Source organism: Ruegeria sp. CDSB013 (genome assembly GCF_059611165.1).
The window spans coordinates 1-21,964 of sequence record NZ_JBXWPA010000023.1; the positions used below are offsets into that span (position 1 = coordinate 1).

General features: G+C 55.0%; 22 protein-coding genes and 2 pseudogenes. 11 read left to right on the top strand and 13 right to left on the bottom strand.

Going from position 1 to position 21,964, the window contains the following annotated elements; all coding sequences use genetic code 11:
- The 5 genes and pseudogenes from AC2FJF_RS23465 to AC2FJF_RS23485 form a co-directional block, all read right to left on the bottom strand.
- A pseudogene (locus tag AC2FJF_RS23465) lies at positions 1–82 on the bottom strand (IS6 family transposase); the annotation flags it as partial.
- Positions 83–285: 203 nt separating this feature from the next.
- A complete protein-coding gene (locus AC2FJF_RS23470; RefSeq protein ID WP_496727430.1) occupies positions 286–594 on the bottom strand; it encodes a hypothetical protein in 309 nt (102 codons plus the stop codon).
- A gap of 208 nt (positions 595–802) precedes the next feature.
- Complete coding sequence (locus AC2FJF_RS23475; RefSeq protein WP_496727431.1) at positions 803–1,279, bottom strand: MafI family immunity protein; 477 nt, start codon at positions 1,277–1,279, stop codon at positions 803–805.
- 18 nt (positions 1,280–1,297) lie between these two features.
- Positions 1,298–1,570: a hypothetical protein gene (locus tag AC2FJF_RS23480; protein ID WP_496727432.1), complete on the bottom strand. Its 273-nt coding sequence runs from the start codon at positions 1,568–1,570 to the stop codon at positions 1,298–1,300.
- Between the two features lies 1 nt (position 1,571).
- Entirely contained in the window at positions 1,572–2,507 is a 936-nt protein-coding gene (locus tag AC2FJF_RS23485; protein ID WP_496727433.1) for a hypothetical protein, read from the bottom strand.
- A gap of 430 nt (positions 2,508–2,937) precedes the next feature.
- Here AC2FJF_RS23485 and AC2FJF_RS23490 point away from each other — a divergent pair.
- A pseudogene (locus tag AC2FJF_RS23490) lies at positions 2,938–3,232 on the top strand (transposase); the annotation flags it as partial.
- Between the two features lie 55 nt (positions 3,233–3,287).
- On the opposite strand, the gene AC2FJF_RS23495 reads toward AC2FJF_RS23490, so the two are convergent.
- The 7 genes from AC2FJF_RS23495 to AC2FJF_RS23525 form a co-directional block, all read right to left on the bottom strand.
- Positions 3,288–3,479 carry a hypothetical protein gene (locus tag AC2FJF_RS23495; RefSeq protein ID WP_496727434.1) on the bottom strand — a complete coding sequence of 64 codons (192 nt, stop codon included), beginning with the start codon at positions 3,477–3,479 and terminating at the stop codon, positions 3,288–3,290.
- Between the two features lie 124 nt (positions 3,480–3,603).
- Positions 3,604–5,259: a sulfatase-like hydrolase/transferase gene (locus AC2FJF_RS23500; protein WP_496727435.1), complete on the bottom strand. Its 1,656-nt coding sequence runs from the start codon at positions 5,257–5,259 to the stop codon at positions 3,604–3,606.
- A complete protein-coding gene (locus AC2FJF_RS23505; RefSeq protein WP_496727436.1) occupies positions 5,256–6,491 on the bottom strand; it encodes a Tm-1-like ATP-binding domain-containing protein in 1,236 nt (411 codons plus the stop codon). Before AC2FJF_RS23505 ends, AC2FJF_RS23500 begins: the two co-directional genes overlap by 4 nt.
- A gap of 28 nt (positions 6,492–6,519) precedes the next feature.
- The gene (locus tag AC2FJF_RS23510; RefSeq protein ID WP_496727437.1) at positions 6,520–8,004 is read right to left on the bottom strand and encodes an aldehyde dehydrogenase; all 1,485 of its coding nucleotides are present in this window, start codon (positions 8,002–8,004) and stop codon (positions 6,520–6,522) included.
- Positions 8,005–8,011: 7 nt separating this feature from the next.
- A complete protein-coding gene (locus tag AC2FJF_RS23515) occupies positions 8,012–9,544 on the bottom strand; it encodes a tripartite tricarboxylate transporter permease (protein ID WP_058278613.1) in 1,533 nt (510 codons plus the stop codon).
- Positions 9,545–9,553: 9 nt separating this feature from the next.
- Positions 9,554–10,066, bottom strand: coding sequence for a tripartite tricarboxylate transporter TctB family protein (locus AC2FJF_RS23520; protein WP_496727438.1), 513 nt, complete (start codon positions 10,064–10,066; stop codon positions 9,554–9,556).
- 80 nt (positions 10,067–10,146) lie between these two features.
- Positions 10,147–11,076 (bottom strand): tripartite tricarboxylate transporter substrate binding protein, encoded by a 930-nt coding sequence (locus AC2FJF_RS23525; RefSeq protein WP_058274540.1) that lies wholly within the window; start codon positions 11,074–11,076, stop codon positions 10,147–10,149.
- 108 nt (positions 11,077–11,184) lie between these two features.
- Here AC2FJF_RS23525 and AC2FJF_RS23530 point away from each other — a divergent pair, with 108 nt between their 5' ends.
- Complete coding sequence (locus AC2FJF_RS23530) at positions 11,185–11,964, top strand: IclR family transcriptional regulator (RefSeq protein ID WP_496706734.1); 780 nt, start codon at positions 11,185–11,187, stop codon at positions 11,962–11,964.
- Between the two features lie 35 nt (positions 11,965–11,999).
- On the top strand, positions 12,000–13,352 hold the full coding sequence (locus AC2FJF_RS23535; protein ID WP_496727439.1) for an aminotransferase class III-fold pyridoxal phosphate-dependent enzyme: 1,353 nt from the start codon (positions 12,000–12,002) through the stop codon (positions 13,350–13,352).
- Between the two features lie 33 nt (positions 13,353–13,385).
- Here AC2FJF_RS23535 and hpaR read toward each other — a convergent pair whose 3' ends face one another.
- Positions 13,386–13,826: a homoprotocatechuate degradation operon regulator HpaR gene (gene hpaR, locus AC2FJF_RS23540; protein WP_058281156.1), complete on the bottom strand. Its 441-nt coding sequence runs from the start codon at positions 13,824–13,826 to the stop codon at positions 13,386–13,388.
- Between the two features lie 106 nt (positions 13,827–13,932).
- On the opposite strand from hpaR, the gene AC2FJF_RS23545 reads away from it, so the two are divergent.
- The 8 genes from AC2FJF_RS23545 to AC2FJF_RS23580 all read left to right on the top strand — a co-directional run bounded on the left by AC2FJF_RS23545 (position 13,933) and on the right by AC2FJF_RS23580 (position 21,846).
- Complete coding sequence (locus AC2FJF_RS23545) at positions 13,933–14,331, top strand: 5-carboxymethyl-2-hydroxymuconate Delta-isomerase (RefSeq protein WP_496727440.1); 399 nt, start codon at positions 13,933–13,935, stop codon at positions 14,329–14,331.
- A gap of 3 nt (positions 14,332–14,334) precedes the next feature.
- On the top strand, positions 14,335–15,843 hold the full coding sequence (hpaE, locus tag AC2FJF_RS23550; protein ID WP_496727441.1) for a 5-carboxymethyl-2-hydroxymuconate semialdehyde dehydrogenase: 1,509 nt from the start codon (positions 14,335–14,337) through the stop codon (positions 15,841–15,843).
- A gap of 164 nt (positions 15,844–16,007) precedes the next feature.
- Complete coding sequence (hpaD, locus tag AC2FJF_RS23555; RefSeq protein WP_496727442.1) at positions 16,008–16,850, top strand: 3,4-dihydroxyphenylacetate 2,3-dioxygenase; 843 nt, start codon at positions 16,008–16,010, stop codon at positions 16,848–16,850.
- Positions 16,851–16,874: 24 nt separating this feature from the next.
- On the top strand, positions 16,875–18,356 hold the full coding sequence (locus tag AC2FJF_RS23560; RefSeq protein ID WP_496727443.1) for an NAD-dependent succinate-semialdehyde dehydrogenase: 1,482 nt from the start codon (positions 16,875–16,877) through the stop codon (positions 18,354–18,356).
- Positions 18,356–19,210, top strand: a complete 855-nt coding sequence (locus tag AC2FJF_RS23565; protein WP_496727444.1) for a fumarylacetoacetate hydrolase family protein — start codon at positions 18,356–18,358, stop codon at positions 19,208–19,210. Before AC2FJF_RS23560 ends, AC2FJF_RS23565 begins: the two co-directional genes overlap by 1 nt.
- Positions 19,207–20,007, top strand: a complete 801-nt coding sequence (gene hpaH / locus AC2FJF_RS23570) for a 2-oxo-hept-4-ene-1,7-dioate hydratase (RefSeq protein ID WP_496727445.1) — start codon at positions 19,207–19,209, stop codon at positions 20,005–20,007. Before AC2FJF_RS23565 ends, hpaH begins: the two co-directional genes overlap by 4 nt.
- Before the next feature lie 11 nt (positions 20,008–20,018).
- Positions 20,019–21,074 (top strand): aldolase/citrate lyase family protein, encoded by a 1,056-nt coding sequence (locus AC2FJF_RS23575; protein WP_496727446.1) that lies wholly within the window; start codon positions 20,019–20,021, stop codon positions 21,072–21,074.
- Between the two features lie 43 nt (positions 21,075–21,117).
- On the top strand, positions 21,118–21,846 hold the full coding sequence (locus AC2FJF_RS23580) for a metallophosphoesterase family protein (RefSeq protein ID WP_496727447.1): 729 nt from the start codon (positions 21,118–21,120) through the stop codon (positions 21,844–21,846).
- Positions 21,847–21,964: the final 118 nt, after the last annotated feature.

Sequence of the window (21,964 nt, forward strand, 5' to 3'; positions counted from 1 at the left end):
TGTTGATCGCCTTGATACCAGCTGTATTGGCTCCACTTTTGTCGATGACGATCTTGCGCGGTAGACCGTTCACCTCACCCGCACCATCTGCGGTTGCTGCCAGGAGATTGTCACCGACGCGCAGGCAAGTTTTGCCACCGAATTTGATAAGTGTACCTGCACATGCGGTGCCAACTTCAAAGATGACGCTGCCAATGGTGCGTGGAACAAAGAAGTCCTTGATAAAGAAAAAGGAACGGATTCTACAGCCTAACGGCCCGGATCAAGGGACTGGGTCAAGGGCCGTTAGCTTGTTGCAGGTTTTAAGAACATTTTTATTGCGAACTCACGTGCTTCCTCATCTGTTTCTGCCTCATAAACCTCACCAACATCAGGGTGGTTCAATATTTCCATCCAAGAAAAGCTGGGGGCTTCAAAGGAACTAATGATTTCGAGTCTCAAAGCTGAGTGACGCTCTGTCTCACGCTTAACAAGACCTTTCAGCTCGTTCTCTGTTATGCCGATAGAAGCTACATCAAGTAGGTGTGTCAGATTAGGAAACTTTTGCGAGTAATTCATCATGGTAGCGATGGGAACATTGTTATTGTTTCCCATTCCCCTGTTGTTGGATTTCGTTCCACTGCGACTTGGACGTGCGTTAGTCCATCAACCCTTTCCGGCGGCCCATTTCGCCCGACATTGTTTGGGTTAGCTGATCCAATGCGTCGATACCCTCTGCCAACGTCCTCGCCAACGTCAAATGTAAACCTATGAGTATTAGCGGTCGGGTTTGCGGCTATTGCGTCTTGAAGTGGTTGCCCTCTCATAACGGTATCCGCACGCAACATTGCATCTTCCGAGTGGAACGCGGACGAAAGCGGTGATCAACACTGCAATGACCAAGCCGATGATATGACGCAACTGGCCGAACATACTCAATTTTTTGGGGGGCAAGAAAATTCCATCTTTGTGGATCGATCTTCATGCTTTCACCAATCTCGCAGATTGTTTGAAATTCCTGCTCGTCTGGCAAAACGTCGAATTCAAACAGCTGCTCACACAGGTTTTCGAATGCTACGCCCCATTCGCCGTGTTCAGCAGTCGATTGATAGTCGTCCAGCCATTCATCGTCTAGCCGACCTATAAACTGCTGAATGAGGGATACAGTTGCTCTTTGAATTGCGTTTTCCATGTCAATACTTCGGATATGCTCTGATGGTACCATCGGCATAGCCGCCGCACTCAAAATCGAGAGCAGCATCGTAGTAATCAAGCCAATAATTTGGCGAAGAAAACTCAAGCCTCAGGTTTACACCCTTTAATTGTCTTTACGCATGGCTTTCCATTCGGCAATCAGTTCGAGCACACGCTCGTCCATATCTGCTGTGGTCAGGCCGTGAGTAGTAGTTGCACCTGGCCGAATCCATCGGGATACAAAAGTCCCTGCATGCCTGTAAATGCCTGGAAATTCTTCCATCATAAACCCAGCAAGTTGGCCTCCTGATAAACTAGGGTCAATTTCCAGTACTTCTAACAAAAGCTCCGACGGTTTAGCGCCATCGTCAACTCTACTTGCCCAGTTTCGTTTCATACTACGGCCTCACGAACTCAAAATCGATAACGTTACTACCAGGCCTGGTCGTCTCAACAACTTCCGTATAGCCATGGCTGGCTGCGATGCGTCCAGTCCATGTATTCCTCGCTGCGTCAGTTCGAGTCATACCTGAATTCACATTATTGATGAACTGCGAATAGTTATCGCTGCCCGTACCTGGAATCCACACACCTTGCACTCTATCAACCTTTACCCCATCACGTTGTAGGCGAAGCATTGCACTATTGAACATGTCTGTCCCTGACCCGAGCGCCGCCGCATCACCACCCGCTGCGACATTGAATTCCAAGGAGCCATTATTAACCGTAATCTCGATTCCATGACCAGCATCAGGGTCTCGGTAGAGGTATTGAGCATCAACATCAGATCGATTGATACGATTTAGGTCATCAGAAATATCGACACGCGGTGGCAACGGTCCCTTATTTGTGGCAATTGTGGAGTGGAAAAACGCTGATACTTCCTTTGCAACACTCCAGCGGTGCAGCGCGCCTCTACTGCTCACGTTCGTTAGATGAGCACCTGCGATCGAAACATCCAACGCCACAGCGTGATAGTTTACTGAGTTCAGTGCGCCGGTAGGCGCTACATTAGGCCCGGTGAGCCGGGTCAAATGGCCGAGGTTGATCGATTGATTGGCCGTACCAAAAGCATGGCCGAACCAACCTACTGCTGCAGGATCAAAAATGGCGGGAGAGCTCGCGCTCACGTGATTTAGCTCTTGGGGAGGTGCTCTGGCCGCAAATGCTAGATCACCTGGTCGACTATCGTCGTAGCTGACGGCGACCGGATAGTGGATTTCAGACCAGCCGTCAGGTATAGCCCAAGCCGAACTTGCACCAAAGACTGTAAACAGCAAAATCAGGAAAGCTTGAACTAGGCGAAAGAGCACATTCACTCCACCTCTAGCCATACAAGACCCTCGTATTCAGTCGCGCCTAAGCCCGCTGACTCCATCAGATTATTGAGATAACAGTAATGACCTTGCTTCGGAACTTCCGACCAAGGGCTTGGCATAATGTCTTCCTCTGACAACCAAGTCTCTTCAGATTCTTCGCATACATAGACGATCTGCCCAGTAGGTTTTATTCGAACTGGCACAACCCAACCTTGATCGCAGTTTGGACACCAATGTTTCTTTAGGGCCATGGATAAGCTGTCCTGATTTCGCTGCCGTTTCTGGTCATAGTAACAATCCGAATATTGGTTTCGCCAGCCGTTCCTATCGTCCGACCCATTGGGACCACATATGCTAATGGATCATTTGGATCAGGTGCTCCGCGTTTTTTCCAAGCTTCATCGACCAAAGCTAGCGCATCATCACCCTGAGCATTAAACACACTATGCTTTCTCTTGCTGGGGTTACCGCCTCCGCCGTTGTGGCGAACATCGGTGACGCTAAGCAATTCAGGACCGGCCTCGACCTTGCAGCCTGGCTGGGGCTGACCCCGCTCAACAAATCCAGCGGCGGAAAGGAAAAGTTAAGCAAGATTACTAAGAAAGGCGACCGATACATCCGAAAACTCTTGATCACCGGCATGACGTCACGGGCGCTGATGGGCAGGAAGCATCCAGAGCGCCTGGATAATCTGGGTGATGCTGACAAAACAACAGGAATACCGGCAGCCGTCCGCCTGACCAGGCCGACCAGCCCAGAGATGCAAGGCATTTGATGTGACGATGCGGACCTAAGTCAACCAAAAGCCAGGACGCTCCGACCAATGTCGCGGCCCCAATCGAGGTCGATTAGCCGATAGGAACCTTGCTTGCGGAACTCATCATGGCCGGCGGCCAAATACACTGGCTGCGTGAACAGGCCGAACACACGACAGTACTGACGGACCGCCGCCATCAACGCAGAAAACACTTGCAATGCAGGTGCCACCCACACACGACCTTGAGCACAGTCTTCAAATGCTGCGGTCGCAGCCCGCTTTCCGGACTTTAGCTGCAACCGCAAAATCGCAATCCATTTGGAGGCCGGAACAGCGGACAAAACCCAGTAAGTCTCACGGGCGCCTGATCGTTTTCTCTATTACATCGTAGGGCAATTCACGCTCATCATAAACACCGATAAAAATACCGACGTCGGCCGCACTCCCGTCTCGCTTCTTCAGCAACGTGTCATTTGAAACCGTTGTACGTTGCGATGGACGGCGCGCCCATTCTGACAAGCGCTTCATGAACATGTTGATAACCTCGGCATGGCCCAAGTCGGCACCGAGATCATTCAACTCTTTAGGGTCGTTTTTCAGGTCAAATAATAACGGGCGAAACCCACCATCGGCAAAGATGAACTTCCAATCCTTGTCCGCCAACATGAAAAGGCGTGCCTGTTTGGGATCAAGACCCAAAGCCGCGGCTTCGGGCGTGGCGGAATAATCATATTCGCTAATCACATACTCGCGCCATGCCTCGGGGTTTTGGCCATACAGGAACGGCAGTAGCGAGCGGCCCTCGATAACGTGATCCGGGACATCGCCACCTGCCAGATCAACAAATGTTGCTGCCAGATCAATACTTTCGACTAGCGCGCTACAAACAGTGCCACGTGTTGCGTCTGATTCTGGTGACGGATCATAGATGATCAGAGGAACGCGCACTGACGGGTCATGAAACAAATCCTTTTCCCCCATCCAATGATCGCCAAGGTAGTCCCCATGGTCGGAGGTCACGACGATCATCGTATCTTCCATATGACCATTTTCTTCTAGCCAATTGAACAGGCGGCCCATCTGATCGTCAGCCTGTTTGATCAGCCCCATATAGGCGGGTATCACCTTTTCACGCACGCCCGGCTTGCTAAAGGTTTGGCCGATTTCGTTCTGCATGAATTGTTCATAGACAGGATGTGGGTTCTGTAACTCGCCATCCGAGCGGACCACCGGCAAAACATCTTCCCCCCCGTACATGTCATGATACGGCGCTGGAACAATGTAAGGCCAGTGCGGCTTGATATAGGACAGGTGGCACATCCATGGCCCAGCGGAATTTGCATCCTGCGTTTTTATAAATTCAATCGCCTGTCCCGTCAGCCAAGGCGTTTCGCTATCTTCTTCCTTAATGTTTGCAGGCTTATCAGCATGCCGCATAAACCAACCCGAAGCGACACCACCGTCTTCATCAACCCCAGCATTGGCATTATGCTGCCAGGGGTTTTCAGCCTCATACCCCTGCCCTTTAAGATACTCGTTATAGGGTGAACGTCTTTTGTCATAAAAGCCTTGCGGCCCCTCACCCCATAAGCCGTCATCACGTAGGAAGACATCAAAACCACATTCCGCGACACGCGCTCCGATCACTCCGTCGCGCGAAATGCCCAGACGGTCCATCCCTGCCTGATCCACGCTCATATGCGTCTTTCCGATCAACCAACTATCCATCTCACTTTCGCGCAGATGATCGCCCAGAGTGACCTCTCCGACCTTGAGCGGGAAATTATTCCAGGCGGCGCCGTGGCTGTGCACGTAACGCCCTGTGTAAAAGCTCATCCTTGAGGCACCGCAGATGGGCGATTGAACATAGCAATGGGAGAACCGCACTCCCTTGCCCGCAAGCGCATCCAGATGAGGCGTGTTCAAACTTGGATGCCCAGTGCAGCTCAGGTAGTCGAACCGAAGCTGATCGAACATGATAAACAGGATGTTCTTGGCTTTTCTGGTCATGTCGCCTTAACCACCCCGTCATTTATCCATTTGTCGAACTGTTTGAGTACAGCATCGCAGAAGGCGTCGTCATTGATATGAGCGCTAATTTCCGTAGTTGATGCAACCGCAGGCATCACGTTGCGGGCCTCATCAACCATTTCGGCAAGCGCTTCCGGGTCATGCGCTTCCTGACTTTCGCGATCCCATTCCTCAACACCGCCGGTGGGCAGGAAAAAATGGGTTGGGCCAGTAGCCTGTTTTAGACGATCGGCCATTTCCCGAATAGCGGCCCGTCGCTCTTTTGCATTGAACACCGCACTTTTGATCAGGCGATTATGTTCGTGGAACGGACGGTCGGCATATTGGTCGGGAATGTCCTGCCAACCCGCAAAATCCAAAAGATCCAGCGCGCCTGGGGCCACCATTTGCGGCACGCCCGCGCGCCCTGCATTTGTCAGCCGGTCCTGCCCCGAGGACACCAACGAACCTGCAAGCATGTTGGCAAATTCCTGCATGCAGAAATCCATTACGCAGCAGAAAGCTCCCTCACCCGCAAGCTTCTCAAATGCCATACCGCCCATGCCCGTTGAATGGAACACGGCCACTTCGTATCCCCGTTCTTCCAACGCGGGTTTCAGAGTTTTCATGTAACGCAGACAGGATGAGCCCAACGAGGTCATTCCGATCATCGGGCGATCTCGCCGGGCGCGCTGGACGGCGCGGGCTGCGCCTAAAATAGCACCTGCCGCCTGGCTTAGCGATGAGCGGCAAACCGAGTTCATACCATAAAGCCCGCCCGCCCACAGGATCATCTGAATGTCCGGCGCCAAACGGTGCGGCGGAATCAGCGGTGAAAAACTGACGGTGGAGACGATATATTTCGGCACACCCATTGGCAAAGCCTGCGCACAATCCAGTGCCAGATCGGTGCCCATCGTGCCACCAGTTGCGAGCATCCCATCAAATTTTCCCTCGGCGTAGACCTGCGCAACAAGCGTTGCTGCGCCCCGCGACATCACGCGAAAAGCCTTGTTTTCGTCACCGAGCGCGATCACCTCATCTATGGTCATACCACCGGCCGCGGCCACATCATGTTTGGAAATGTCCGTGGGCGTGGTTGGATCCCCAAGAACCGAGACATCCATGGTCAGCACGTTGCCACCCTGCGCCGTGATGCACTCTTCGATGTAGCGCATCTCGGGGTCTTTGGTGTCATAGGTGCCGATCAGCAAGATAGTCTTTTCGCCCATGGTAATCTTCTCCTCCCAGGCTTTTGTCTTACAACTGAATCCAGGCTGTTTTTAGATCGAAGTACTTTTCCATTGCGTGCAATGACTTGTCGTGGCCGTTGCCAGACTGTTTTACACCACCCAAAGGCACAGTGGCGTCCGCACCGCCGTAAGTATTGACGTGAACGACGCCAGAGCGGATGCCCGCCACCATGCGATGGGCCCGGCTCAGGTTTGCAGTCCACACGCCCGAGGCCAATCCATAAACGCTGTCATTTGCCAGGCGCAGTGCCTCATCTTCGTCCCTGAACGGTGTCACGGCCAGAACCGGACCAAAGACCTCATTGCGGAACAGATTGTCGGTCGGCTTAACCCCGTTCATTACAGTGGGTGCCATATAATAGCCGCCCGTTTCCGTCAGAATGCGGTCACCGCCGGCACGGCGCTCAGCACCTTCCGCTTCGGCTTGGGCGACGAAATCCAGATTGCTTTCCAATTCCGGCAATGAGTGCACGGCCCCGATCTGTGTGTTCAAGTCCAGTGGATCGCCGACGCGGAAGGCCTGCGCGTGTTTGACAATCTCGGCGACGAAATCTTCGTGAATATCCTCCTGAACCAGCAAGCGCGATCCCGCGACGCAAATCTGACCTGAATTTCGGAAAATACCTGCGGCGGAGACCTTGGCCGCCTGCGCAAGATCGGGGGCGTCGTTGAACACGATGTTGGGGGACTTTCCGCCAAGCTCCAAGTAGCAGCGTTTCAAATTCGAGCGCGCGGAGTACTCCAAAAGCCGCCGCCCTGTCGCGCCCGAGCCGGTAAAAACCATGATGTCTACATCCATCGACAGGGCCAGTGTTTCACCAACCACGCTGCCTTTGCCTGTGACAACGTTCAGGACACCGTCCGGCACACCTGCCTCAAGCGCCAATTCGGTCAATCGCAAAAGCGATAGCGAGGCCGATTCCGCAGGTTTCAACACCACCGAGTTGCCCGCCGCCAGCGCCGGCGCGATCTTCCACGCACCGATCATCATTGGCATGTTCCAAGGCACAATCGCCCCGACAACGCCGACAGGCGCGTGATGCACGAGACCCAGTACATTTTCAGCTGTGGGCGCAATCTGACCATAGATCTTGTCTATGGCCTCGCCATAATAGCGGAACGTGCCCGCAGCCGACATCGGCTCGGCCTTCATGGCCATGTTGATCTCAGTGCCGTTGTCCCGCACGCCCAAAACGGCCAGTTCCAAAGCGTGTTCTTCAATCAGATCGGCCAGTTTCAACAACACCTTCTTGCGTACAGAAGGTGCAGCCCGCGACCAGCGTCCGTCTTCAAACGCCGTGCGGGCCGCCGCAATAGCCCGCTCCATATCCGCGGGGGTGCCCTCGGCAATTTGCGTTAGAACCTGACCGTCAATTGGAGAAATGACATCCAGTTGCCCTCCTGCCGCTGCGGCCTCGTGACGCCCATCAATCAGAAGGCTCCGGGCCGGTACGGGCTGACCACGTAGCGTGTCGATGGCAAGTTGATCCATAGGTCGCTTATCCTTGCTGGTTCGGATTATCGGAATCCACGGGTTGCATCGTAGGTTCCGGCCGCAGTTTGTTTTTGAATTCGAAATACAGCGTTCGGCAGTGCAGGATCAGGATCAGAACGATCAGGCCAAACAGAATGGCCGCGATGGGCCGGTCGATGAAGTCGAGCGGCGTCTTGACCCGTGCCATTGCGCTGCGCAACTTGGTTTCCATAATCCCGCCAAGAACCATGCCCAAAATGATTGGAACAATCGGCAGGTCCAGCCGTTTTAGGATCAGCCCAAAAACCCCGAACCCGGCAGCAATGGCACAATCTGTGATCGAGTTGCGCAGGCTATAGACCCCCACGAATGCCAAAATCAGGATCATGACACCAAGGAACCGGGTCGGGATCTGGATAATCTTCAGCAGCAGGTTCGTCGAAAATAGCAGGAACACTAGAACGATCACGTTAAGCAGGATCAGCGCCATATACAGGGCCAATACGAAATCCATCTGGTTTTCGAACAGCTGCGGTCCGGGGATCACGTTGTGGACATAAAACACGGACAGCATCATCGCCGTCAGCGCCTCGCCAGGAATACCCAGAGCCAGCAGAGGAATCATCGCAGCGCCTGGAACGGCGTTGTTCGCCGCCTCGGACGCTACAAGTCCCTCGGGTGAGCCATCACCAAACTTTTCTGGGTTTTTTGACGTCTTTTGAGCATAGGTGTAGGATAAAAATTGCGATGTAAACTCGCCCGTACCCGGCACCATGCCCATGAAAACGCCGATACTTGAGGACACGGTGGCAACGCGTTTCACGCCCAGAAGTTCTTTGAGACCGGCAAAGATATTGCCACTTACATGGGTGTCGCCTGGCGCGTGGTTCTTTTCCAATAGCAGCAGAAATGCCTGGCTAATCGCAAACAGACCCAGCACGACCACAATGAGATCAATGCCGGAAGCCAGCCAACTTTGATCGAAGGTGAACCGGCGGGTGTACTTCACGGGCTCCAGCCCCACCGAATTCAGGAAAATGCCGAAGGCCGCCAGCATACCAGCGGCAAAAATCTGGCCCCGGTGGGCCAGCACAACCAGAATGATGCCCAATAGCGCAGCCAGGAAAATCTCGCGGCTGCCGAAATGTGGGGCGACAAGGGCCAGAACCGGTGACAACACCATCAGACAGATGATCGCAAACACGCCCCCGAAGAATGAGGCCGAATACGCCAGAGACAGCGCACGGTGGCCCTGCCCCCGTTTGGTCATGGGATATCCGTCATAAGTGGTCAGCGCGTTCACCGCTGTGCCGGGGGTGTTGATCAGGATCGCGGGAATGGCTCCGCCATACATGGACGAGCCGTAGATACCCAATAACAGGGTTAGTCCTACGATGGGCTCGAACGCAAAGGTGGCAGGTAACAGGATTGCGATGGCCACTGCCGCACCTACGCCGGGCAATGCACCGATGATGACACCGCCGATCGAACCGATCAGCAGGGCGACGATTACCTGCCATTGTAGCAGGATTGAAATACCGGAAAGAAGCGTTTCCATAGTGGCCCCTTACAGATAGGTCAGCGCAAAGGCGCGCACGGAATCCGGAAGGTATTCATAGACCGCTCCGGCGGGGATTTTGACCTGAAGAAAGCCACGGAAAACGATGGTGACCACAAAGCCGAACAACGCAGCTATTCCGATAGCATTTGCACCACGAAACCCTACACGAAGGGTCAGGAAGACTGCGAACAACATGGTTGAGGGTAGATATCCCAGCTGCGGAACCACCAGCACATAGATCAGGAAATAGGCAACATATTCGAACGACCGAACCCAGAACCCGACCTCGGTCCAGCGGCCGCTGATCCGGTCTGACAAGGCCGAGCTAAGCCAATGCAGAAACCCGAACACCACCATGCACCAGATTGCAATTGTGGGCCAAAGACCCGGCTGCGCGAACCATTTGGTTCGTTTGACGACCTTGGTCTGATCACCCAGCTGGGACAAAAGAAACACCGCGAATGCCAAAAACAGTACGGCGAAAACGACATCGCCGGGTCGGCGATATCTTTTGAACATGTCCTGTAAAGTCTTTGCAATCATCGTTTCCTCCCAACCTGAAAGAGGCGTGAGGCAGTGCCCCACGCCCGATCTGGATCTTACTCGCCCAGAATTTCTTCAATCTTAGCGAAAGAGGATTTGTCTTGCTCAATCTGAGCGTTGGATGCGTCTGGGTCCTGCCAGTAGATCAAAGCACCGGTTTCCTCAGCAAGCTGCTTGGCCTTGTCCGACTGCACCGCCTTTTGTGCTGCCGCAGTGATTTTTTCACGTGCCTCGGGTGGAGTATCCTTGTGAACGAACAGGCCGTTCCACAATGCCAGCGGCAGATCCGGGTTGAGCTCGACGATCGTCGGCGTATCGGGGATCAGCGAAATCCGCTCGCCACCAATGCTTGCCAGAATATTCACGTCATCCAGGCAAGGTAGAACAAGTTGCAACGTAGTGTTGATGACGTCCACGTCACCTGATGCCAGCGTGTTGCAATCCAACGCGTCAAAGGCTGCTTCACTTGCAAAATCAAATCCGCTGCTGACAGCAGCAGCAAAGGTGACCTGCGTGGGCGGCAAGACCGAGCCGAAATGACCAAGCGCCAAATCATTGTCCTTGCCGTGTTCTGCCAGTTCTTCCCAGTTCGAGAACGGCGCATCCTTGCTGGATGCGATTACGAATGGGTACGTCAGAAAAATACCGATCGGATCGAACGGGTTCGGGTTCAGTTCAGGGATACCGATTTCCGGTCCAATGACGGGAACGCCAATGACGAAAGAACCAATGGTGTATCCATCCGCTGGGGCAGTGGCGACTTCGACTGCACCTGGGAACGGACCGCCGCCGCCGCCGGGCTTGTTCACGACCGCAGCCGGGACATCGTACATGGCTTGAAATTCGTCCGCGATCATTCGCGTCAGCACGTCTTCAAGATCGCCCGGAGGCCATGGAACCACGAAAGTTACCGGTTTCTCTGGATACTCTGCCAGTGCAGCGGTTGCTGACGCTACAAATGCGGCGGTTGCTAGAAATTTCTTCATTGACACCTCCCGTTAGTGGTTCAATAAATGAACCGCGTTAACAATAATAATGTTGCGTTGTTAAGTTTATTCTGTCAAGTATAACCTGACCGGGAGGAGGCAAAACACATGGGCACCGCACTTAATGCCTTGAAAATGCTAGAGTACTTTTCAAGCTCTCAGCCGGAAATCGGGCTGAGTCACATTGCGCGTCTGGCTGGTTTGAACAAGGCGACCGCCCTCCGCCACTTACGAGCACTGGAAGAGTTCGGCCTGATCGAGCAGAATCCGCAGACGAAATCATATGCCATCGGACCAGCTGCTCTACGGTTGGCCGCCCTGCGCGAGATTGCCAAGCCTGGCCTTGATGGTGCACGCCAGAAAATGCAGGCCGCGATGCATGAGGTTGGCGAAAGCCTGCACCTTACGCTGCTTGAAAAAGACACTCTGCAAACTGCGCTGGTGGTCGAAACCACGCAGCACAGCGTTCGCGTAAGTTTGGACCCTAGCGAAATTATTCCGGTCAACGCGACTGCTTCGGGATTATGTATGCTGAGCTTCGGTCCCGCTTTCCTTCTGGAACGCTTGGAATCCGACACACTCACCCGATTTACCGACGCAACAATGACGGACCCAAAGATTATTCGTGACCGGGTTGCACAAATCGGCCGGGCGGGCTGGGCCAATAGTAATGGCAGCTTTGAAGATGGTGTCTTCGGATATGCGGCGCCTATCTTCGGTATTGATCAGATCGCGATTGGAACCATTGCGATTGCCGTTCCCGAAATTCGTGCAACCCGCGCGCGACAGCCGCTGATTTTGACCTCACTCCACACCCTTTCGAAAGAACTGACCGCAAACTTTGGCGGCCAGATGCCCGAAACTTTTCCAACCGAATTCCACCCATGATTGACGGGCGGACTAAATCTCCGGAGACACGTTACATGAAAGACTCCAACTTTCTGAAGGAAAACAACGCCCGACATTTCTGGCAACCAATGGCGCACCCGGCCGACAGCCAGAAAAACCCGCCGACCATTCTGACCGGAGGTGAAGGGGTCAGCATCATTGATGTAGATGGTCACAAGGCGCTGGATGCAGTGGGTGGCTTATGGAACGTCAATCTGGGCTATTCCTGTGATCCGGTGAAGCAGGCCATCACCGATCAACTGAACGCGCTACCCTATTATTCAACCTTTCGCGGCACCAGCAACGACAAGGCGATCGAATTGTCTTATGAGTTGGCGCAGTTCTTTGCGCCTGACGGATTGACCCGTGCATTCTTTACTTCGGGTGGATCGGATTCGGTTGAGATCGCGCTGAAACTGGCGCGTCAGTTTCACAAAGTTCGAGGCGAGGCCGGCCGTACCAAGTTCATCAGCCTGAAACAGGGCTATCACGGCACCCACTTCGCGGCTGCCTCGGTCAATGGCAATCAAAAGTTCCGCGCGGCCTATGAACCGATGATGCCGGGCTGTTTCCACGTGCCCGCACCCTGGACCTATCGCAACCCGTTCGATGAGACAGACCCTGAGCGTCTTGCGCAGCTTTGCGTAAAAGCGCTGGAGGCCGAAATTGCATTCCAGGGAGCAAACACCGTCGCCGCATTCATCATGGAGCCAATCTTGGGCGCAGGTGGAGTTATCCCGCCGCACAAGAGCTTTATGCCCATGGTGCGTGAGGTCTGCTCGAAACACGGAATTCTGCTGATTTCGGACGAAATCATTACTGCCTTTGGGCGTACAGGCAGCGAAAGTGGCGCGAGACATTGGGGGGTGCACCCCGATATCATGACAACGGCCAAAGCCATCACAAACGGCTATTTCCCATTCGGCGCGGCAATGATCTCTGGCGCGGTTGCGGAGGTGTTCGAAAGCGACACTACCGGCAGAGCTTCTGTCGATCAGGGCTACACCTATTCCGGGCACCCGGTTGGCGCGGCCGCAGCCTTGGCCTCGCTGGCCGAGATCAACCGCCTGCGGGTATGGGAAAACGCAGCTGCACGGGGGGATGAGTTGTTTGCCGGGTTGAAAAAACTGGCCGACAAATACGACGTAGTCGGTGACGTGCGAGGGGGTGAAGGCCTGATGTGCGCGCTAGAACTGGTTTCGGACCGTGCGACCAAGGCGCCAATTGCCAAACATCTTCCGCTGCAGGTTCAAAAAGCGACCTATGAAGATGGCGTGATGGTCCGTGTATCTGGAAACAACATCATATTGTCTCCGCCGCTGGTCATCACGTCTGATGACGTAGCCAAGATCCTTTCAGCCCTGGATACAGGACTAGCGAGACTTTAGTGATCACGCTGGCCCCGGTCTTCAAGGTCGGGGTCACACCTTTACGGCCTGCAATTCCTCAAGTAGATCCAGTAGGTTGTCGATTTTTTCCTGTCCCATTTGCGCCTCGATTGTATTGTGAATCGCCAGCGAGGTCGCAAGGTTCTCTTCAAGAATTTGACGCCCCTCATCGGTGATCTTCACCATGGTGCGGCGCTTATCCGTGCTGCCCTGACGGCGGGATATCTGCCCATCAGTCTCCATCGTGCGTAGAATTCGCGTCAGGCTGGGAAGCAAAAGGCAGGCCTCATTTGCAATAGTGCTTTGTTCCACTTCGCCCATTTCGTCCAGAACACGAAGGATACGCCACTTTTGCTCGGTCAGCTGTATCCCCTGCAGCATATCCCGAATTGGGGCCATGACGGTTTCGCGTGCGCGCAGCAGTGCAATCGGAAGAGCGCGAGAGGTTCTCGTGGTATGGCTTTGTCGGTTCATTCCAGCCTTCTAGAACGCCATTTCAGGAATTGCAAAGATTAACAAAGCAAGTTCTTGACGGTCGCGATGCAATTTACTAAACATGTTAAGTAGTAAAGGAGAGGTCATGCCACACTTCCACGTCGAATACTCCGGCAATCTGGACGATCGTGTCGACATCGGTGGCTTGTGCGAATGCATACGAGACACCGCTGCGGGGATTGAGGCTTTTCCAATGCCGGGAATTCGCGTCCGCGCCACGCGTGTCGACTATTTTGCCATTGCGGATGGAAATCCCAAGCATGGCTTTGTGGACATCTCAATCCGCCTTCGCGCTGGCCGTCCTGACGACGTTAAGAAGGACGCCACACAGCGTATCTTTGACGCGATTGAAGCGTATCTGGAACCGGCCTTCTCGAAACACTCTATCGCGCTTTCACTAGAGATGCGTGACATCGACCCAGACCTTTCGCCCAAGACCGGCACAATCCGGAATCATTTGGCTGCGACAAAGCAGGAGACCTGACGCATGAGCGTACTGGATACGAATATCGAGAAACTGGCAGGCTTTCTGGCCCGGTTCAAAGAAACGGGCATCAAGAACCGTATCGCAGGCGAAGACCGGGATGGCGCAGCGGGCGTTTTCCAATCCACCTCTCCGGTGGATAAATCAGTAATCTGCGACGTTGCGCACGGCACGTCCGACGATATCGACGCGGCGGTCAAAGCGGCCCATGCTGCCTTTACTGAATGGCGCGACATGCCCGCCACCGAACGCCGCCGGATCCTGCTAAACGTTGCCGATGCGATCGAAGCCCGGGCAGAAGAAATTGCGCTGTGTGAGTGTTGGGATACGGGTCAGACATTGCGGTTCATGTCCAAGGCGGCGCTGCGCGGTGCCGAGAATTTTCGCTACTTTGCGGATCAAGTCGTGCAGGCTCGCGACGGGCAACACCTGAAATCGCCGACGTTGATGAATATCACCACCCGTGTACCTATCGGCCCGGTTGGTGTGATCACTCCGTGGAACACGCCTTTCATGCTGTCGACTTGGAAAATCGCGCCCGCTCTGGCCGCGGGCTGCACCGTGGTCCACAAACCAGCCGAAGACTCGCCTTTGTCCGCCCGCCTGTTGGTGGAAATCGCCGAAGAAGCAGGGCTGCCCAAGGGCGTGCTGAATACTGTGAACGGGTTTGGCCCTGATGCCGGTAAGGCGCTGACAGAGCACCCCTTGATCAAAGCCATCGCTTTTGTCGGAGAAAGCCGGACAGGCAGCATCATCACAAAGCAGGGTGCCGATACGCTCAAGCGGATGCACCTGGAACTGGGCGGCAAGAACCCCGTTATCGTGTTTGATGACGCCGATCTGGACCGAGCTCTGGATGCGGTGATTTTCATGATCTACTCGATCAACGGTGAGCGCTGCACCTCGTCCTCGCGGCTGCTGGTGCAGGACACTATCAAGGAAGAATTCGAGGCCAAACTGGTCGAGCGTGTGAACAACATCAAGGTCGGGCACCCCCTGGACCCTGCAACTGAGATCGGCCCGCTGGTCACCGAGGAACATTACAACAAGGTGACCTCATACTTTGACATCGCCAAAGAGGATGGTGCGACCCTCGCGGCCGGTGGCGTCAAGGTTGGTGACGACGGGTATTTCGTACGCCCGACATTGTTTACAAATGCCAATAACGACATGCGCATCGCGCGTGAGGAAATATTTGGCCCCGTGCTAACTTCCATTCCATTCTCGAACGAAGAAGAAGCGCTGCAGATCGCCAATGACACGCCCTATGGGTTAACCGGCTATGTCTGGACCAACGACCTTACACGCGCCCTGCGTTTTACCGATAAGTTGGAAGCTGGGATGATCTGGGTGAATTCGGAAAATGTTCGCCACCTGCCCACACCTTTTGGCGGGGTAAAGGCGTCAGGTATCGGTCGCGACGGCGGTGATTGGAGCTTTGACTTCTATATGGAGCAGAAACACGTGGGCTTTGCCATTGGTCAGCACAAGATTATGCAGTTGGGAAAGTAACGCCTTCCGAGCGACGTCTGGACAAGGTGCCGCTCGTAAAAAGATAAGATACGCGCGCACATCTATGGTCCATGAACTCTTTGAGAGTCGGACCAAACGACGTCTGGTCGTCCGCTCTCCCTTCCAAAGCGGTCAGACGCCACCTTAAGTGAGGAGGAACTGTCATGGGAAAGATTGTACAGGCTGCTAAGATCACACATGTGCCGAGCATCTGGATGTCCCACACGATGCCGAAATACAAAGGTATCCGGCAACCTGCGATAGATGGTTACGCACGTCTGCGTCAGGACGCGATTGACCGCGAGGTCGACACCTTCATCGTATTCGATACACATTGGATCACCAATCAGGGCTTTCACCTGAACACAAAAGAGCGCCACAAGGGCCGTTTTATTAGCCATGAACTGCCGCACATGCTGGCGGATATGGAGTTCGACTATCGCGGTGATCACGAACTTGGTGAAATCATCCTCGACGTTCTGAGAGAGCGTGGGGAACGGGCTCTGGGTCATTCGCATCCCGACATGGGAATGGAGTACGGTACCCTTTTGCCGATGCATTTTATCAATGACGATGTGAATGCCCGGGTGCTGCCAGTTGCGGTCAACCAGTTCTCGTCTATCGCTGAGAACCGCGTTTGGGGTGAAGCCATCGCCGAAGGCATCCGGCGTTCGAACCGCAATGTTTCGATTCTGGCATCCGGGTCTCTAAGTCATGACTTCACGCCGAATGAGCGCTCGGTCGAGGGTCTGAACGCAGTGAATGGCGAGTTCAACCGCCAGATGGATATGCGCGTTCTCGAATTGTGGGAACAGGGCCGGTTCGAAGAATTCTTGGACCTTTTGCCTGACTACGCCAAGAAATGTACGGGCGAGTGTGCGATGAATGACACTGCGCTGCTGTTCGGTGCGTTGGGATGGGGCAGTTACAAAGGCGAGATCGACATCTACACCCCGTATTTCGGTAGTTCCGGAACGGGTCAGGCAAATATCAGCTTTTCGGTCTGAGGCCGAGACACGGGAATCCTGCAAATGACAGATTTACGTCTCAACGACCCCACGTTGCTTATCGAAGCGGCGCGGGTTGGCTCCAAATGGGTCGGTGCCACTGAGGTATCCACCACTCTGGAAGTGACCAACCCGGCAACTGGTGATCTAATCGGACGAGTCCCCAATCTTGGGGCGGCCGAAACGGCCGAAGCAATCGCCGAAGCGCACCGTGCACAGAAGGGCTGGGCCAAGCGCACAGCGAAGGACCGCAGCCAAATTCTGCGCCGCTGGTATGAGCTGATGATCGAAAACCAGGATGATCTTGGCGCTATCCTGACCGCCGAGCAGGGCAAGCCGCTGGCTGAGGCCAAGGGTGAAATCGCTTATGGCGCCAGCTTCATCGAATGGTTCGCTGAAGAGGCCCGCCGCGCCTATGGCGACGTCACCCCCGGCCACGCGCCGGATAAGCGGATCATCACCATCAAACAGCCGATTGGGGTTGTTGCCGCGATCACGCCGTGGAATTTCCCCAATGCCATGATCACGCGAAAGGCGGGACCCGCACTAGCGGCAGGCTGTTCCATGGTGCTCAAACCTGCCAGCCAGACGCCGTTCTCGGCTATCGCGCTGGCAGTTCTGGCCGAGCGAGCCGGGTTGCCTGCGGGATTGTTCTCGGTCATCACTGGATCAGCGCGCGCCATCGGAGGTAAGATGACCTCGAGCAAAATCGTGCAGAAATTGACCTTTACCGGGTCCACCGAAATCGGCGCGATGATTTATGCGCAATGCGCACCTACGATCAAGAAGCTAGGTTTGGAATTGGGCGGCAACGCGCCGTTCATCGTGTTTGACGACGCAGATCTGGACGCGGCAGTCGAAGGGGCAGTGATCGCCAAGTTCCGAAACAACGGCCAGACCTGCGTCTGCGCCAACCGCATCTATGTCCAGTCCGGGGTCTGCGACACGTTCGCCGAAAAACTGGCCGCCAAGGTCGCAAAACTGCCGACTGGAAACGGCTTTGACGAGGGCACCGTCTTTGGCCCACTAATCGATCAAGCCGCAGTCGCGAAAGTGTCTGAGCATATCAAAGACGCAACCGCCAAGGGTGCAACAGTCACACTGGGCGGCAAGCCGCACGCCCTTGGTGGCACTTTTTTCGAGCCGACCATCCTGACTGGCGTGACCACAGACATGGCGGTGGCGACCGAGGAAACCTTCGGCCCAGTCGCGCCCTTGTTCAAATTCGACAGGGAAAGCGAAGTTATCGCAGCCGCCAATGATACCGAATTCGGCCTCGCCTCGTACTTCTATTCCCGCGACATGGCCCGTGTCTGGCGCGTGTCAGAAGCATTGGAATATGGCATGGTCGGGATCAACACCGGCCTGATCTCAACTGCCGAAGCGCCCTTTGGAGGCGTTAAGATGTCAGGTCTGGGGCGCGAGGGGTCGCGCCATGGGCTGGATGACTTCATGGAACTCAAATACTTGTGCATGGGTGGCATTGACGCCGCCGAGGAGGCCTGATGCGCTTTGCAACTTTCACCGCAAACGGAGCAACTTTTTTCGGCGCGATCACCAAGGACGGTGCAATTGCGCTAAACGACGCCTTTCCCGATCAGGCTAGCCTTTACGAGGTGATCGCCGCGGGCGGGTTTGAACAGTTGACCAAGGCCGCAGCAGGCCGCGAAGTGACCCACAAGGAATTCACTTACGAAATGGTGATGCCGGATGTCCGCCGCATCCTCTGCGTCGGAGTGAACTTTCCCGACCGCAACGCAGAATACAAAGACGGCAGCGAACAGCCGAAATACATGTCGTTGTTTCCGCGCTTTGCCAGCGGTTTCACCGGGCACGACCGCCCGCTGATCCGCCCACCGGAAAACCACACGCTGGATTACGAAGGTGAGGTCGCAATTGTAATCGGCAAATCCGGTCGGCGGATTTCGCAGGAAGATGCCTATGATCACATCGCTGCCCTGACTTTATGTAACGAAGGCACAATCCGCGACTGGGTCCGCCATGCCAAGTTCAACGTCACGCAGGGAAAGAACTGGGACAATTCCGGTGCCATCGGTCCGTGGCTGATGCCATTCACCGACGCGGCCCAGTTAGACGATGCCCGAATTCAGACCCATGTGAATGGTGAGTTGCGCCAGGACGATACGCTGAATCGCATGATGTTCCCGATCCGGCGCGAGATCGAATATATTTCGACCTTCATGACGCTTCTGCCTGGTGACATCATCGTCACCGGCACGCCGACGGGTGCGGGTGCGCGGTTTGATCCACCGAAGTACCTGGCACCGGGTGACGTAGTGGAAATCTCAGTCGAGGGCATTGGCACTCTGCGCAACACAGTAGAGGATGAGAGGGCATGACCCCGGAAGATCACGCCCGTGCCGCAGCCGACTTATTGCAGGCTGAATGTTCGCACGAACAGATTGGCCTTCTGACTCTGCGCCATCCCGAAATGGGGATGAGCGACGCCTATGAGGTGCAGAACGCCATCTATCAACAAAAATTGGCCGAAGGGCGCAAGGTGATCGGCTGGAAAATCGGGTTGACCTCGAAAGCGATGCAATATGCGCTGAATATCGACATCCCCGACAGCGGAATTTTGTTCGATGATATGAAGTTCGATCACGGCGGAACCGTTCCTGCGGGCCGGTTCATCCAACCCCGGATCGAGGCTGAGATTGCTTTTGTCATGAAATCTCCGGTAGGCGGAGAGAACGTCACCCGTGACGACATCATTGCCGCCACGGATTACGTCGCGCCTTCGATTGAAATCCTCGACACGCGTATTCAGCGCGTCGACCCCGCGACCGGACAAACGCGTACCGTCTATGACACAATCAGCGACAACGCCGCCAATGCGGGCATCGTGTTAGGCCCTGAGCGTCACGCGATAGATGCATTTGATTTGCGTTGGGTCGGGGCACTGACCTTCCGCAATGGTGAGATCGAGGAAACCGGTCTGGGCGCGGGTGTTCTGAACGACCCGGTCGAAAGCGTCGTCTGGCTGGCCCGTCGTATGGCGCAGTACGACCAGAGCATAGAACCGGGTCAGGTGATCTTGTCCGGTAGCTTTATACGACCCGTCGAATGCCCGCCGAGCACCGAAATCCATGCTGATTTCGGGCCATTTGGCTCAGTCGGTATCAACTTTGCCTAAAGGAGGCCGGGATGCCTGCGCCACTAAACGCTTTCAAGGCCGCGCTGCAGGCTGGTCAGCCACAGGTCGGCTGCTGGATTGGAATGGCCGACACCTATGCCGCTGAAATCGCGGCCACGTCCCATTTCGACTGGCTGCTCGTTGACGGAGAGCACGCCCCAAACGATCTTCGCTCAATCCTGGAACAGGTGCGGGTCATCGAAGGAAGCGGCAGCCAACCGGTCGCACGTTTGCCGATCGGTGAAACCTGGATGATCAAGCAATACCTCGATGCCGGCGTTCAGAATATTCTGGTGCCGATGGTCGAAAGCGGAGATCAGGCGCGGGATTTGGTGCGGGCTGTGCGATACCCACCCTACGGGGTTCGGGGCGTGGGATCGGCGTTGGCACGGGCCTCGCGCTTTGCGGCGATCCCGGACTATCTGAAAACGGCGGATGAACAAATCTGCCTGCTTGTTCAGGTGGAAAACCGCGCCGGGTTAGAGGCACTAGACGATATTCTTGCCTCTGACGTTGATGGGGTCTTTCTCGGCCCCTCCGATCTGGCTGCTGACATGGGCCATATTGGTGATGCTGGTCATACAGAAGTGGTAGAGGCTGTGTTGGACGCGATAGCTCGGGTCGTCGCGGCAGGCAAATTTGCCGGGATACTGACACTTGATCCGGCCATGCAGCGTAAATGTCTGGATCTGGGGGCGACCTTCCTGGCTACAAACATCGACGTTACTTTGTTCGCGCAGGCGGTGCGCCGGGCCGCCGATGAAGCCTTGGCGTTGCTACCTGACCAAAGCGTTTCGGGTGTTGCCCAAACGGAAGCGGCCAGCAAGTACCTGCAGCAATTGTGCAAGCACTGGTCCCACAAGGCCCAGGTGGCTTTCGACGACACCCACGGCAGCGTGGAATTTCCGGGCGGAAATCGGCTGACCTTGGTCGCAGGTGAAACCAGCCTTTCGCTGACGGCTAAGACCGGCCCTCGCGGAGATCTGAACCGCTGGCAGGAAGTCATCGAAGCGCATCTGGTACGGTTTGCTTTTCGCGAAGACATTAGCATTGACTGGGTGGGCTGATCCCAAATCAACTACCGCCTGAAGACGACGACAAGGAACACTCATGTCAGATCCGGTTTATGTAATTGGCGATATCCATGGCCAACTGGGGATGCTTGAAGACGCACTGGACCGGATCGAACGGGATGGAGGGCCAGACGCCAAGATCGTGTTTCTTGGCGATTATACGGACAGGGGTGCGCAAAGTTGCGGGGTTTTGGATCTGCTGGTCCGAGGGAACGCCAACGGTAAGAACTGGGTCTTTCTACGTGGCAATCATGACCAGATGTGCGCAATGTTTCTGGAGGACTATCCGCGCAATGATGCGCGCCTGCTGGTCGGGTATCACTGGCTTCATCCTCGGATCGGCGGGATCGAAACGCTGCAGTCCTATGGGGTTGAAGCCACCAACGTGGACAGAATTTATCAAGTTCACGCCAAAGCCAAACAGGCCGTCCCTCAGGCTCATATCGATTTTCTGAACGGGCTAAAGCCGTTCCATCAGGACGGCGCATTGCTGTTCGTGCATGCAGGTATTCGACCCGGGGTGAAACTGGAGCAGCAAGACCACGACGATCTGATATGGATTCGTGAGGAATTCCTGAACCATATAGATCCACATCCATGGTTAGTCGTCCATGGCCACAGCCACGTGTCCGCACCTGAACATCATGGAAACCGTATCAATCTGGATACAGGAGCAGGCTATGGCCACGCCCTGACCACCGCCGTGTTCGAAGGCACCAAGTGTTGGGTGCTGGATGTTGGTGGGCGTAGACCTGTGACTGGCTGAGACAGCCTCTGGCTCACATGGCCCAAAAATGTGGCGTCACCGGTGTCGTTTCTTTTTCAGAAGCTTCCCAACCATGATCGCCGTCAGCAGATTCTGTCGCAGGACATTGGCCGCGACG